The sequence below is a fragment of the Ferdinandcohnia sp. GQ5 genome (genome assembly GCF_059759275.1).
Genome location: NZ_JCAXEW010000013.1, coordinates 1 through 14,441 on the forward strand (window position 1 = coordinate 1; position 14,441 = coordinate 14,441).

Genomic DNA, 14,441 nt, shown 5'->3' on the forward strand with positions numbered 1-14,441 from the left:
TAATTTCACTCTTTTTTGTAAAAGTGTTCCTCAGACTTTTTAAGATTTTTTGATTAAAAAATTGAATCTATCAACTTTGGCACTATATCAATTTGTTTTATTTCCCTTAATTAATCCATCATGATTCCACCATCAACATCCATGATTTCACCACTTATGTAGTCTGAATCACTGGATGCTAAAAAGCAAACCGCTTTTGCAATATCCTCCGGTTTCCCTGCCCTACGCATCGGGATAGAATTGACGACATTTTCTTTTTGGTCCTGACTCATCCCTTTAACCATTTCGGTATCCGTAAAACCTGGTGTAACCGCATTAACATTGATTCCATATTCTCCTGCTTCACGTGCAACGGCTTTTGTAAATGATATGACTCCGCCTTTTGATGCCGAATAGGCAGACTTTCCAAACAAACCTCCCCCTCGCTTTCCAGCAACCGAGGCGATATTAATAATCTTCCCGCTCTTCTGGTCCATCATGTAAGGGTATACGGCTTTTGTACATAAAAAAACACCCTTTAAATTAATACTCATGATTCGATCCCAATCCTGTACGGTAGTGTCTTGAAGTAGTTTCGTTGACACGAGTCCTGCGTTATTAACTAGAATATCAATTCTTCCAAAATGGTTTATGCATTCCTTAACCATTTCCTCCACTTCTACTTCACTGCTTACATCCGCCTTTATTGCAATTGCTTTCCTGCCAAGCGCCTTAATTTCCTCAACAGTATGAGCTGCGTTATCCATGTCAAGGTCATTAATTACGATATCAGCACCTCTCTTAGCCAATGTTAAAGCGATCGCTTTTCCAATGCCTCTTCCCGATCCAGTTACCAACGCTACTTTCCCAGTTACCATTGTTTAGTTCCCCCCTATATTGTTTTTACCATCATGGAAACGAATTGTCCTAAACCCAAGACTTGGGGTGAACTTCCGAATTGCCTCTACATTTTTGCCAATTTGAATCATGAATTCTACCGTGATCAATGTTGGATTTTCATGTGGCAATGTATGTCCACCAAAAAGCATCCCCATTTCGTTCACATACATGGCATGCATATGTAAGTCGATTTCTCCTTCCTCATCACGACAAAAGAAACCGGTTCCATTTAGAATTTCAAAAATACCTTTTACTAATTTTGGTTCACTATAATAAGGAGAACCGTCTTCTTTTTTAAACGGAGTAACAAAGCCTGCCTGTGAAACAGAACCAATACATGTAACCATACCTGCTGAAAATCCATGCTTTCTGAACACAGCTTTTAGACCCTCCATCAAATCCGTTCCCTTATTGAGGGTTCCAATAATCACTCCACTTTCTTCATCAAATATAGAATGACCCCCACTATTTTGAGTACTCATAATAAAACCACACTCCTTCCACTACAAGAATCAACCGATGCATTTTCTAACTAATCATTCAATTGTGAATTTAAAAATAGTTTACTATATTTTTCAAATGGGTCAAGGGTGGGTCACGGGGACAGGTCCCTTGTCCCACCATATTTGTCCTTTTAGGCCTGTCCCTCTGCCCCATAAATAAGTTACAATTAAACTATAGTATTGATTCGAAATTAGAGAGGAGTTTGGCGATGATAAGTAAACAACAAGTAGCTAAAGCAGAGCGTTTTCGAGCTCTCCATAAGGGTCCAAATACCATGATTCTACCAAATGCATGGGATGTAATCAGTGCAAAAATGTTCGAGGAATGCGGATGTGAAGCAATTGGTACAACAAGTGCAGGGATTGCGATGTCAATGGGGTATCCTGATGGACAAGAGATTCCATTTGAAACGATGTTACGTATAATAAAGAATATGGTTAACGCGGTTGACGTACCAGTAAGCGCGGACCTTGAATCAGGTTATGGAAAGACGACGAAAGAAGTTTTACATACAATAGAACAAGTTATTTCAGCTGGTGTGGTTGGTATCAATCTCGAGGACGCTACTGGTGATGCCAGTTCTCCGATTTATGATCCTCAACTGCAGCAGGAAAAGATTGCTGCCATCAGGGAGTACAGTGATTCAATTGGGTTTCCACTGTTTATCAATGCCCGCACGGATATTTTTTGGCTAAATATCGGCGAACCAGAATCTCGTATTGACGAAGCGATCTACCGCGTAAAGCTATATGAGGAAGCTGGCGCAGATTGTGTCTTCGTCCCTGCTTTGAAAAATAGAGAGGACATCAAAAAAATACGCGATGCAGTCAATTGTCCAATCAACCTATTAGCCGTCCCAGGGCTTCCTTCATTAGAAGAGTTATCTGAAATAGGAATTGAAAGAGTTAGTACCGGCTCAAGTCCTTTCCGCGCCAGTGTATCCCTCTTGAAACAAATTGGCGACGAAATCGTGAACCAACGTACATTTATTAAAATAACAGATAATGTGCTTTCCTATGGTGAAGTATCCACTTTAGTGAAATAATGGGTCAAGGGGACAGGTCCCTTGACCCACCATCTTTTTCCTGGGACAAGGGACCTGTCCCTCCGACCCTATTTCAGAATACCAAATTGATAGTATAACAGTTTTACTCACATGCCCTTCACCTATTAAAAATGAATTCAAACAAACGATTGATTGAATTGATAGTTTTACGCCACAGCTGGTTTAGAACGTTAAACAAACGTTTGTTTGAAATCGACAAATTCAAAAATATCCCGATTAGTACAGTTTACTGCTAATCGGGATATTTGTATTCTATTATAATCATCATAAAACTTGTATGTTTTGGGACAAGGGACCTGTCCCTCTGTCCCTTGTTCGTATTCTTTACTTCATTTATAATAGAGTTAACTGAAAAGTTTTGTATTTTTTGGGTTAATTTTGTAGTATAATCACTCATTCTTTTCATAAGACTTGGAAGCGATATCATAGTAAGCTAATCGTTTTGTATTCCATTAACCTTCTCAAATTTTTGCGATCAAAATGACCAATTTATATGCTGATGTTCATTTTGTGCAAAAACCATATCTTAAAATACCATTCTTTCACTACATATAAGGGGATGCTATCATGACAATCAAAAATCAAGTACAACTCATTACATATCCAGACTCATTAGGTGGGGATTTACATTCTCTGAAATTAGCACTTACAAAATACTTTCCTAGTAGCTTTAAAGGCGGGGTTCATATTTTGCCACCATTTCCATCTTCAGGAGATAGAGGCTTCGCACCTCTTAATTATCTTGAGATAGAGCCAAAGTTCGGCTCATGGGATGACATTAAATCTATAGGGGAAAATTATGATATTCTTGTAGATTTAATGGTGAACCACATTTCTAAGCAATCAGAGTATTTTCAGGATTTCCTCAAGCATGGTCGTAACTCAGAATATGCAGATTTATTTATAACGCTTGATAAGTATTGGAAAGATGGAAAACCACTGAAGGAAGATGTCGATAAAATTTTCCTTAGAAGATCAAAGCCATACTCCTCTTATACAATAGAAGCTACAGGAGAAGAGGAATTAGTATGGACAACTTTCGGAAGAGAGGATCCTTCTGAACAAATTGATTTAGACGTCCGTTCAGAAAAGGTAAAACAGCTACTAACTCTATTTTTTGAAAACTTTAGTAAAAACAACGTCAGTATTGTGAGACTTGACGCGGTAGGTTACGTAATCAAAAAGATCGGGACCAGCTGCTTTTTCGTGGAACCAGAAATCTATCAATTTCTTGATTGGATTAAAGACATGGCAGATTCTCTTAACATAGAACTTCTTCCTGAGGTCCATGCTCACCACGAAACACAGTATAAATTGGCGGAACAAGGATATTGGATTTACGATTTTATCCTACCTTATCGCGTTCTTGAAACATTAATCACTCAATCTAGTGAAAATCTTCGTGAATATTTAAAGGATCGCCCAAAGAAGCAATTCACAATGCTTGACTGCCATGACGGGATTCCTGTTTTACCTGACATGGAAGGATTAATTGATACAAAGCAAGCTAGAAAAGTTGTAGAGACATGCGAAAAGAGAGGAGCCAATTTTAGTTATATCCTTTCAGATGAACATAAGACAGAGGATGGTTTTGATATACATCAGATAAATGGAACTTACTACTCTATGCTGGATCACAATGATGATGCCTACTTAGCTGCGAGAGCGATTCAATTCTTTGCACCTGGTGTACCTCAAGTCTATTATGTCGGCTTATTAGCTGGAAAAAATGACTATGAGGCTGTGAAAAGAACTGGGGAAAAACGAGAAATCAATCGACATAACTATACCTTTGATGAGGTTGAGAAAGCCCTTGAAAGTAATGTCGTTCAAAGACTTGTAAAGCTCATCCAGTTTCGAAATGAACATCCTGCATTTGATGGAGAGTTTCAGGTTCTCGATTCCGCAAGTGATGAAATTCACCTCACTTGGAACAATGGGGATAAAACTTGTTCATTATTCATCCATTTAAAAAACATGAAGACCGAAATCACCTATACGGGCGAAGATGGAGAGTTGAAGCAATATCTTGTTTAAAAAAATGGCTGTTTTCGCAAACTTTGTTGTTTTTATCAATGATGATTTCCGCTTCAGGTGGACGCTTTCCGCGGACGTGGCTTGAGCCTCCTCAACGAAATGTGGAGGCGGCTTGAACAGAAACGAGAAAATTGGCCGACTAAAGCGCCACTTCCTGTGGCGAAGTCGGCACTAGCACGTCGTGTGCGTCGGAGACTCCGACAAAGAGGCGTATTTTGCCTCTGAAGGAGGATTTGAAATTTCTCGAGTTTCTAGCCGCTGCAACTGGACAGGTCGCTGTCGCTTCTGCGGGGTCTCAAGTCTCTCGCTTTTCCCGCTGGACATTGAATTTGCTTCTTTGAAATAACCCACGCACGAAGAAAATGTGAATACATTTTCGAGGAGTCGCCACCTTACGCTCCAATCTACTAGGTTTACACATTATATCTAAAAACAACAAACTTATAGAATAGAGCCAAAAAAGTTGAACATACGTTTTCTTGCACGATCATGGACGAATACACCAAGACCAATTAGAGAAACGGATAGAAAAAAGCAAGGATGTGGACATTTTCAGTTGACCACATCCTTGCTTTTCTTTTTAGTTTGAAAATGCTCCCGCCGTAACGATACGGTGATAAGAATTTCTACCTAATGCTCCTTCTGGCATTACCCATGGGGCATCATGGTAAAGCCGCTCCGCCTCAAGCTCTTGTATGTTTTCCGCTTTTCCTTCTAACCAATTCGTTAGCCGATCTTTGGCTGTATTTAATCGGGCAATCACACCGCCATAGCGAATATCTAATACCTCCCAACCAAATGACTTATACGTACTATCCCAAAGTGAACGGTGTTTAGTACGTAAAACGTCTACCATGTCACGTAATTCTATAAGTTGATCTTTATATTCCTCTATTCGCTTTTTGTCCTGATGATCATATGCATTTTTTAGCTTTATGCCAAACTCTGATTTGATACTTAAAACCTTTGCAAGCTGTATATAGTATTCAAATAACTCATCCCACTTTGAGTTGTTCTGTTTGGCAATCGTTAGACGCTCAGCTAACTTAGCATAATGTTCATTCATAGATAAGCCCTTTATGTTCTCATCATACAGTCCGGTTAGCACATCCTGCCATAGTAAAAACTTTGATGGATGTGACTCTTTTAGGTTATCAACACCCACCCCTGGTGTTTCATCAAACTCATTTAATTTAAGGAAATCGTCTATATTTCCTCCTACGCAAAAGGAAAATCGCTCAGCTAATCGAGTATTGTCTACCTCTTTTGCATATCCATGTTCTGCAAATAGTTGCATGCCACCAAGTCCGGTGAAGGGGTTCGTTTCTGCACCATTATCCCCCCACATGGTTGCAAACACTTCTTTTACCTTTTTATTTTTACATGCGGCTAAAGCTGCCTCAGTCGTAGCAAAGGTTTTCCCATAGTTCGGCGCAATCCCATTCCAAGTCCATATTCCACCTGCAAAGATCGGGTCTGATCCAAATGTTCGATGCTTTTCGATAAAAGTTTCATAAAAACTTTGATCTGTGTGATAGTAATCCCAATAGACTAACTGAAGATTTTTCGGGATAGAATCCTTCACATCCTTAGGAATGACAGAGTTCAGGTCATAATAACCACCTGTCTTTGATCCTAATCTAAAGTACATGTCACTCCAAATCATGGGCTTTAGTTGATATTTTTCGACGATAGATACTACCTTTTGTAAGTGCTCATTCATAATCTCGAATCTTTGCCTATAACCGTTTTTCTCTAAATATGTACCCAATCCAAGTCGATGTGCTTCATCCATTCCAATATGAATGCGGTTACTTCTATAGATTCGACTTGTCGTCTTTATCATTTCCTCGATAAATTCATAGGTCCCCTGCTCCCCAACTAAAAGAATGTCTTCCGTATCCCTCATATTCCCCGCATAATTCCATTTTAAGGCTTCGCTTAAATGAGCTAACGTTTGAATGCAAGGAATCATTTCAATCCCTAATTCATAGGCATATTGATCACATTCCTTGATTTCTGCCTCACTATACCGTCCACGCATATATCCAAAGTATGGGTATTTTTCCATTTCAAATGTATCTTCGGTATACATCATTAAGACATCCAGACCCATCAATGCCATTTTCCTTAATAGCATTTTAATCGCATCAACAGTCATTACCCCGTTTCTCGATGCATCAATCATAATACCGTTTGTATCGAATTGAGGCTCTTCAACAATTTCGCACTCGTTCTGCACTTTAAAATTCTCTATAAACAAACCCAACGCCCGGAAAAAATGAACATCTTTCTCATAACGAATTCTGCCATCTTGGTTTGTAAGACTTACCTTAATCGATCCTTCTTCTTTGTCAATAATAACAGGAAATCCATTGTCACTAATGGTGATACCAAGTTCCTCACAAATAATCGAAAGGCCCTTATGTAGTTCAGGCGTCAAACCTATAAATTGGAATTTCACAACATTACCCCCATAAAAAATATAGTAACCCTTTAAACAAAGGGCCTTACTTCTTTATCTTGCATGGAAGTAAGGCCCTGCTATAAACGTAATCTTTTGATAGATTCATATAAGTAGGAGCGAGATTGCCCTCCATTCTAAAAAAACCTCATTACTTTCGATCTTGTATTTTGTCAAATGTCGGTAAGGAGATCATTTGCCACAAATAACTTATTATACTGCCTAAAAAGAAAAACATAAGGATTGGCATTTTTGCCATTAGAAAAAAAACGCCATAGCCAATAATCAGCATTATAATGGCTCTTAATGGAGCAGCAAAAACCATTAATGTAGCAATCTTTAGATACTGATACCATTTCAATTCAAAGTGAACATACACAGGGAAGAAAAAGGCGGTAACCAATAAAAATAAGGCTCCAAGTATGTAAAGTAGGAATTGAACTACTTGCATCGGCATCGATTGATCTAGATTTAACACAAAGATATCCAGATAAAGGACATAACCAATTACGAGCAAAACGAGCCCTGAAATATTTGATTTTACAAATTCGTTCCGGTAATAGCTCCAAAAAGTTTTAAAAACAGAGTCCTCCAGGTTCCCTCTGTGCCACTTTCTTACGACAGCAAACATAGATACAGTTGCTGGGATAAAACCGAAAAGAATAAGCCCCAAAAGGGTAAAACCAATCCATAAAACGTTAATATACGCTAAACGTGAAAACCATTCAGCAAAACGTACAAATGCACTTTTCCATCCCTGTGCCACTTTAGCCACTCCTTTATTTCTATGGTGCAGAATGATGATTTTTTTGTTAAATGGTTAATTGCAGCTTGTCTTGCACAAAGTCTCGACAAATTTTCAAGCTATTATAAGGGGTGCTAGTTGACTGGTCAATCTCTACGGTTAGCCACCCGTCATAGTTGATTTCTTTTAAGTAATCAATAATCGGTTTGAATTCAGTTGATAATGTCCCTAAACCTAGCTCACAGAAAATGGGCATCGCCTCATTCCCCGTTAAAATAGGAAAGGTTGTCTCATCTACTTCCTTTGGTGAAACATCTTTTAAATGCAGATAAGCTATCCGGTCATGATAACGTTTAATCATTTCTAAAGGATCCATCCCAGCTTTTTTCAGATGTGCTGTATCTGGGCAAAAGAATACATAGTTTGGATCCGTTAACTCCATAATTGTATCTAGCTCATATTCCGTTTCAATTTCAGTATTGATATGAGGGTGAACACAAGCTTTCACACCAAGATCATAACACTTTTTCGCTGCTAGATTAATTGTTTCTGCCGCAATTTCTAATTCCTTCCTAGTAGTACCCCCTTCTTTTCGAGGTCCTCCAGGTCCGAAAACAATTCGGTCACCACCGTTTGCTGCTATAAATGTTGCTACCTTTTCATTTCGGTCAATGATATATTGTCTTCTGGATTCATCTGTAAAATTACCACCACCATACAAAGCAGAAAGCTGAAACCCATATTGATTTAGTAAGGTTTTAAATTCATCTAGACGATCTTCGTACTGCAATGCCAAATGTGTAAATGTCTCACATGCTGGATAGCCTAATGTAGAGGCTTCTTCTAAACCTTTTAGTAAATCTTCTCCCCACGTAATAAGGTGACATGAAACCTTCATAATGAACACTCCTCATTCTGTTCTTGATAACACGTTCATGCTTTCTATACTTGGATCTCTACAATCATTGACTCATTAACGAAAGAGGAACAATCAATTGTATAAATCGGCCCATTGTCAGTTAATCGATCCACAATGACCTCTTTTCCATTTACCTTAACAACCTTCACTTCGGATTCAGTTACAAATCCAAAGACTCCAGCTTCCTTCACTTTCACAACAATCTTCTCACTAGAAGTGAGTTCAGCTACAAATGTAGCTGGAGCAACATATTTATCTAGAATTCCTAAAGGAGTTATGACATGAGCTTTAGGGATGATTAAATAGAAAGAATATGAATCCTTTTCTAAGGTAACTTCAAATCTCTCATCTTTTCCGAGCTCTTTTACCGTTTGATTGAAGTAGTCATAAACAAGATAGTCGTTTGAATCAAATCCATCGATATCTCGGGGACCTATATTTCCTACAACTTGTTCTTGTGACACATTAAATACCCCTACTAAGCCAATCCCGTTACTTGTATTCCATACCTTTAAAGGCTTCTTCTCTTCAACTGGGTTCACCATTAACATATCTGTTGTTGGTCTACCAGGTTGGTCACAACGAAGAATACTTCCGTCCTTCATTATTAATGGCCATAATACTTCAGGATTGGTCTGACCTACACGATCACTGACATAAACCGGACCGCCACTAAGTGCTCTGAGTAATGCGTGACGCCCTGCATCCTTGTGCTCAGTCCAGAACATATCCCAGTCACCCCAATAAATTTCGCCATGGTAATACGAGTTGTACACATTTTGCAAAGCATGCTCCACAAATCCATGTTCATCCTCAGGAACAAAATCATCACTACTTCTTGATACAGAGGAAATAGGTCGATTCCAAATATTTTCTGAAGCCATTCCCATACAATTAATCATACAATGATCAAAGTGTATGCCTACAGATGCTTCTAAAGCCTTGTGCGTTTCAACCGAAGACTCCCCAATAGACATTTGGCCTTCCATAAAGTTGTTTATGGCACTTTGGCCATCCACTTTTACAAAATCAATGCCTTGTTCTTTTAAATAAGAGTGCCAAGCATCCCAGAAACCAAAGCCCATCCCTTTTTCAGGATAAGGAATTAACTTCTGGCTATTGGTTTTATATAGGTTTGGTGACATTTCATTCGCTAACTTGCTTTTTGGATGAATGCCGCCCCAGTAACCTGCCAAGGTATGCCAGACCCCGATTGAGTCAATGCCAAAGGAATTTTTCAATTCCATCGTTAACTGTTTAAATCCACTAGGAAATTTTTGAGCATCCGGTTCAAAACCATTTAGACGCTCTTCGGCTGTTTGTGACCAACCATCATCAATCATCAACCACTTAACCGGAATTTCTTTTTCCTTAAACTCAGATACTTTGTTTAAAATTCCCTCTTCATTCACCTTATGATAGAAGGCATCCCAACTACACCATCCCAAATAATCCAACCGTTCAGGATAACGCTTTTGATATCTCAGTCTTGTATTTGAGCTCACATCGAGCAATCGTTGACTTGTTTCCCTTGCCAATGCAAATGGGTTATCCCCATGAGCTAAAATAAAAATAGGTGTATAACCTTGGTTTCTTCCACTGTCATAGGATGAGACCTTTAGTTGAACCCCTTCTTTAGCTCCTTCAAGATCTGTTTTAAATTCGGGGCCAACAACAGGTAATATGTAATGATATGAATCTTGACTCTTCCATAATAAAGATTGCGTTCTTGCAGGGAGGGTTGTTACATCTTTATTGAAATGTGGTCTTGTCCACCAATCTTTATGACGGTAGGATGCAAATAGCCCCTCAATATCGCCCATATCCTTTATCGTGATGACTACACTATTTTTCGCAGATAAAGAATCATTTTGAGTAAACAGTTTTTCACTATTCACCACGACATCAATAAACGCGTGGACAAATTGCTGCCCATAGCAATGCAAGATAAAGGAGAAATCAACTTGTTCTTCCCATCTATAAATATACTGATATCGCTTGTATTCTCCGAAGGTATCTACTTGAGTATCTGTTTTTACCTCAACAAATTCCAAGTTAACCTTACCGTTTTGTTCCAATTCCAACTCAAATTTTACGTCATTCAATACTCGATCTTTATCATTAAAAAGCTGCAATAGCTCCTTGTTTTCGTTAGTTAACATGTAAATCCTCCTTTGCTAAGGAAGCTGGTTTTAGGTTTAATTTATACAATTCTATTAGGTTATTCCTTAAGACACGTGTTGCAAAATCACAGGCATCGTATTCAGTCATATCTCCATTGTCTACTTTGGAAACTAACACTTCCGTTAATACTTTTCTTGCTAGTTTCAAATGCGCATACGTTCCTTCTACTTGACTATAATCTCCACCAAATCCAATAATTTTCGACTGTGGTACCATCTCAATCATCTGTGATAACAATTGTTTTGTTGCAGTAGGTGATAAAATATAACACCAAGTTAAATCCGCATAAGCATTAGGGAAATTCTTAACCACTGATAGGTACTCATTAAAATATGGATAACCACCATGTAGAAGAACAAACTTTGCTTTCTTATATTCTAGTAATAATGGAATAAGGTCCGTAACATTTGAATTCGTAATCCTATTTCCATTGGAGGATACACTCGGTTCCTGATGTCCAGTATGAATTTGAATCGGGATATCATGATGTATAGAACGCTGAATGATCCGGTGAATGATGAAGTCCTGAAATGGTTTTAATTCTTCTTGTGAAAGGGATTCACTTAGATGACTTCCCTTTAGTTTATTAAACACTGTCTCAGCCTCATGCTTTGTTGGCTTCTCAACAGCTAACGAACGCCAGTAGGCTACTCCGATTTTTGTAGCAACCATTCCTTCATCAAAATAACGTTTAATAATGGTATCAACTGCTTCTATAAAATCCTCAAAATCATAAATATCAGTCCCGGCCTCTTTTTCGATCATCTCAATATCTTTCAGTGTTCGTATTTTCACCATATGATCCGTCCACATAACAGGTCGGAAATAGTGGAAATCTACTTTAGTAGTAAAGATAAGTGTGAAGGCAAGATCAATTTTTGATTTTTCCGTTAACACTTTTTGATACAAATCAGGATCCTCTGACGCCTTTTGTACACGTTCATTTAAGCTGCAGATTCCTTCGACGGTCCAATTATTCATTCCATACAAATCTTCAACTGCCCATCTAAGCATTTGGGCATATGTTGTGTTTTTTACTTTTCCCCAATATTCTAGAAAAATCTTTGCCTTTTCTTCAACCGACATCTTATTTTTATTTCTGTCAAAGAATGTAGCATCTAAACCAGCTGTCATCATATCTGAACTTAAATAATGTAAGAGGTCAAAAAAATCAGCCTTCATTTTGCTGCGATCACTTTGAGGGATTAGGTGCTCATGTCCATCGATTACCCTTAAGTTGTCTATATAATTTGCAATTGCATTCAATGTCCATTCTCCTTTAGTAATAGACGACTGCTAAAAAATAAGCAGCCGTCTACCATTTAAATATTATTCAACATTAATTTTTGGGTATCCATTTTTAACGGATGCTTTGAAATCCTTCAGAGCCTGCTCATAATCTTCTCCACTGTCAATTGCCTCAGCTGCTGCATCATACCATAATGTTGAAATAGCCTGGTTGTTACCTGTTGCCTTTTGGGCTGGAATTTCCTTTACAAGGTCATGATATGTTTTTAATATTTTTTGATCGCCAAAGAATGGATGTGTGAATGAATCCATATTCTTTTCATAGATAGATAACAGACCTGGCATGTTACCTGTTTCTTCAAGATTATATTGCTGCCATTCTTCACTAGCAATAAACTTAACAAATTCATATGCTAACTCTTTATTGTCTGATTCGTTATAGATGGAGCGATATGTTCCACCTTGGTAATAACCACTTGGTGTCTTTGCAAGTCCATATTTACCTTCTGCCTCACCATTTTCGTTACCAACCATGAAACCTGCCCATGCTGGATTTGCAAATAGGATTACGCCACCATCGTTAAGAGCGTCACCCCAACCACCAGAGAAATAACCAAGTTTTGCATCAACTTTTTCTTCTCTAATTGCTTTCATATTATTAAAAATATCTTCCCATTTCGGATCGATGACTAATTTGTCCTCCTGAACCCACATCTCTTGATTAAATGCTTCAGTATTAAATACATCACCAAAGTGAGAAATTAAGTGTACGTCACCATTGCTTTCTTCTTCTACTTTTTTACCTAATTCAATAATCTTATCCCATGAACTTACCATTTCTGATACCTTTTCAGGATCATCTGTACCAAGATATTCCTTAGCTAGATCTCTGTGATACCAAAATGCACCAGGAGATGAGTGATCAGAGATTGCTCGAATCGTATTGTCATCCGCAACTCCAAGTTCTTTCACATAAGGTACATAGTTTTCTACTAATTCATCTGCACCTAACTCAGACATATTCGCTAGGAATGGTTGATTAATAAACTTATCAATGTACCCTCTTTCAAGGTCAAAAATATCTGGAACGTCTGTCTTTGTATTGATCGCATTCATTAACTTTGTTTGATATTGGTCTCCAGGGAAGACACTTACCTTTACTGTCACGTTCGGATACTTTTCTTCAAACTTTTGCCCCATTTTTTCAACATCACCGAAGAAAGTCCAAATCGTTAATTCACCTTCAAAATCCTCTGGAGACTTCGGTTCTGAAGTAGCATTATTATCCTTTGAATCACTATCTTTACTTGACTTTTCATTACCTGAACAAGCTGCAAGTAAACCGACTAGTAGAGCTAAAATCAAAAACAGATTAATTAGTTTAAAGCGCTTCATATTTATTTCCCCCTATGTTTTTTTGATTTAAAACACAATGATTTCTTACTAATCGACTGCTTTTGATCACCTCCCTAAAATAAGGTCAGACATTTTTTAAAGCACATACCTTTTATTCCTTAACTGCACCTGCCATAACGTTTGAGATAATTTGCTTAGAGAAGATGGCAAATACAATAAGAATCGGGATAATGGAGATGACAATACCGACGTATTGTGCAGCATAATCAACATTAAATTGACTTCTCACACTTGCAATCATAACTGGAAGTGTCTGAAGTTCATTATCAAATAATAGAATCATAGGTTGTAAGAATTCATTCCATTTACCAATGAAAAGGAAGATCCCCAATGTTGCAAGAGAAGGTGCCATTAAAGGCAGTGCAATCCGATGAAAGATTGTGAGTTCCTTACTACCATCTATTCTTGCAGCTTCAATCATTTCTTTAGGAATTGAATTATCACTGACCTGTTTAAAGAAGAACAATGCAAACGCGTTACTAATTGACGGTAAAATAATTGGCCAATACGTGTTCACTAGACCCATTTCATTCATCAATCTGAAGAATCCTATAATTCCCAACTGTCCAGGCACCATCATCGTACCTAAGACACAAGCAAATAAAAATCCATTTCCCTTAAATTTGTATTTTGAAAAACCATACCCACTCATTGCTGAAAAATACAAACCTAAAATTGTCGAAATAACAGTAATAAATAAACTGTTTAAAAACCCTCTCCAGATTGGGACGACATCTATTAATCGATTGTAGTTTTCTAGAAATTTATCCCCAGGTAACAATAATAGCTGTCTGGTTATATCGGAATTTGAGTGTGTAGATGTAATAATCATGCTATAAAAAGGAATTAAACAGAGTGTTGCTGAAACAATGAGCATAATCCAAATAAGTGTTTTGATAAGTAAACTTAATCGTTTTTTCGATTTAAGTTTTTTCTCATTTATGACAGAGGACGATTTTAATTCTAATGGTTGATTCAA

The 14,441-nt window shown here is 37.8% G+C and carries 11 protein-coding genes; 2 read left to right on the top strand and 9 right to left on the bottom strand.

All coding sequences use genetic code 11. The annotated features are described in order from the left end of the window. Positions 1 to 110: 110 nt before the first annotated feature. Positions 111 to 857: a glucose 1-dehydrogenase gene (locus AC6CHV_RS16120; RefSeq protein ID WP_498079203.1), complete on the bottom strand. Its 747-nt coding sequence runs from the start codon at positions 855 to 857 to the stop codon at positions 111 to 113. Positions 858 to 860: 3 nt separating this feature from the next. Continuing rightward, on the bottom strand, positions 861 to 1,361 hold the full coding sequence (locus tag AC6CHV_RS16125) for a PCC domain-containing protein (RefSeq protein WP_498079204.1): 501 nt from the start codon (positions 1,359 to 1,361) through the stop codon (positions 861 to 863). A 230-nt stretch (positions 1,362 to 1,591) separates the two neighbouring features. Between AC6CHV_RS16125 and AC6CHV_RS16130 the strand changes: the two genes are divergently transcribed. Next, positions 1,592 to 2,428, top strand: coding sequence for an isocitrate lyase/phosphoenolpyruvate mutase family protein (locus AC6CHV_RS16130; RefSeq protein ID WP_498079205.1), 837 nt, complete (start codon positions 1,592 to 1,594; stop codon positions 2,426 to 2,428). A gap of 588 nt (positions 2,429 to 3,016) precedes the next feature. Continuing rightward, complete coding sequence (gene gtfA, locus AC6CHV_RS16135) at positions 3,017 to 4,486, top strand: sucrose phosphorylase (protein ID WP_498079206.1); 1,470 nt, start codon at positions 3,017 to 3,019, stop codon at positions 4,484 to 4,486. A gap of 580 nt (positions 4,487 to 5,066) precedes the next feature. On the opposite strand, the gene AC6CHV_RS16140 is transcribed toward gtfA, so the two are convergent. The 7 genes from AC6CHV_RS16140 to AC6CHV_RS16170 all read right to left on the bottom strand — a co-directional run bounded on the left by AC6CHV_RS16140 (position 5,067) and on the right by AC6CHV_RS16170 (position 14,441). Next, positions 5,067 to 6,950 carry a family 20 glycosylhydrolase gene (locus AC6CHV_RS16140; RefSeq protein ID WP_498079207.1) on the bottom strand — a complete coding sequence of 628 codons (1,884 nt, stop codon included), beginning with the start codon at positions 6,948 to 6,950 and terminating at the stop codon, positions 5,067 to 5,069. Between the two features lie 151 nt (positions 6,951 to 7,101). Beyond that, positions 7,102 to 7,716: a DUF624 domain-containing protein gene (locus tag AC6CHV_RS16145; protein ID WP_498079208.1), complete on the bottom strand. Its 615-nt coding sequence runs from the start codon at positions 7,714 to 7,716 to the stop codon at positions 7,102 to 7,104. Between the two features lie 46 nt (positions 7,717 to 7,762). Then, a complete protein-coding gene (locus AC6CHV_RS16150) occupies positions 7,763 to 8,593 on the bottom strand; it encodes a TIM barrel protein (RefSeq protein ID WP_498079209.1) in 831 nt (276 codons plus the stop codon). A 44-nt stretch (positions 8,594 to 8,637) separates the two neighbouring features. After that, positions 8,638 to 10,776, bottom strand: a complete 2,139-nt coding sequence (locus tag AC6CHV_RS16155) for a Sip1-related alpha-galactosidase (RefSeq protein WP_498079210.1) — start codon at positions 10,774 to 10,776, stop codon at positions 8,638 to 8,640. Beyond that, positions 10,766 to 12,064, bottom strand: coding sequence for an amidohydrolase family protein (locus tag AC6CHV_RS16160; RefSeq protein ID WP_498079211.1), 1,299 nt, complete (start codon positions 12,062 to 12,064; stop codon positions 10,766 to 10,768). Before AC6CHV_RS16160 ends, AC6CHV_RS16155 begins: the two co-directional genes overlap by 11 nt. Before the next feature lie 63 nt (positions 12,065 to 12,127). Then, on the bottom strand, positions 12,128 to 13,441 hold the full coding sequence (locus tag AC6CHV_RS16165; protein ID WP_498079212.1) for an extracellular solute-binding protein: 1,314 nt from the start codon (positions 13,439 to 13,441) through the stop codon (positions 12,128 to 12,130). A 112-nt stretch (positions 13,442 to 13,553) separates the two neighbouring features. Then, positions 13,554 to 14,441 carry an ABC transporter permease subunit gene (locus AC6CHV_RS16170; protein ID WP_498079213.1) on the bottom strand — a complete coding sequence of 296 codons (888 nt, stop codon included), beginning with the start codon at positions 14,439 to 14,441 and terminating at the stop codon, positions 13,554 to 13,556.

Bases quoted from the DNA above. Each gene is read 5' to 3' on its own strand.
- gtfA (WP_498079206.1), top strand. From the start codon at position 3,017: ATGACAATCAAAAATCAAGTACAACTCATTACATATCCAGACTCATTA.
- AC6CHV_RS16165 (WP_498079212.1), bottom strand. From the start codon at position 13,441: ATGAAGCGCTTTAAACTAATTAATCTGTTTTTGATTTTAGCTCTACTA.
- AC6CHV_RS16125 (WP_498079204.1), bottom strand. From the start codon at position 1,361: ATGAGTACTCAAAATAGTGGGGGTCATTCTATATTTGATGAAGAAAGT.
- AC6CHV_RS16120 (WP_498079203.1), bottom strand. From the start codon at position 857: ATGGTAACTGGGAAAGTAGCGTTGGTAACTGGATCGGGAAGAGGCATT.
- AC6CHV_RS16155 (WP_498079210.1), bottom strand. From the start codon at position 10,776: ATGTTAACTAACGAAAACAAGGAGCTATTGCAGCTTTTTAATGATAAA.
- AC6CHV_RS16150 (WP_498079209.1), bottom strand. From the start codon at position 8,593: ATGAAGGTTTCATGTCACCTTATTACGTGGGGAGAAGATTTACTAAAA.
- AC6CHV_RS16130 (WP_498079205.1), top strand. From the start codon at position 1,592: ATGATAAGTAAACAACAAGTAGCTAAAGCAGAGCGTTTTCGAGCTCTC.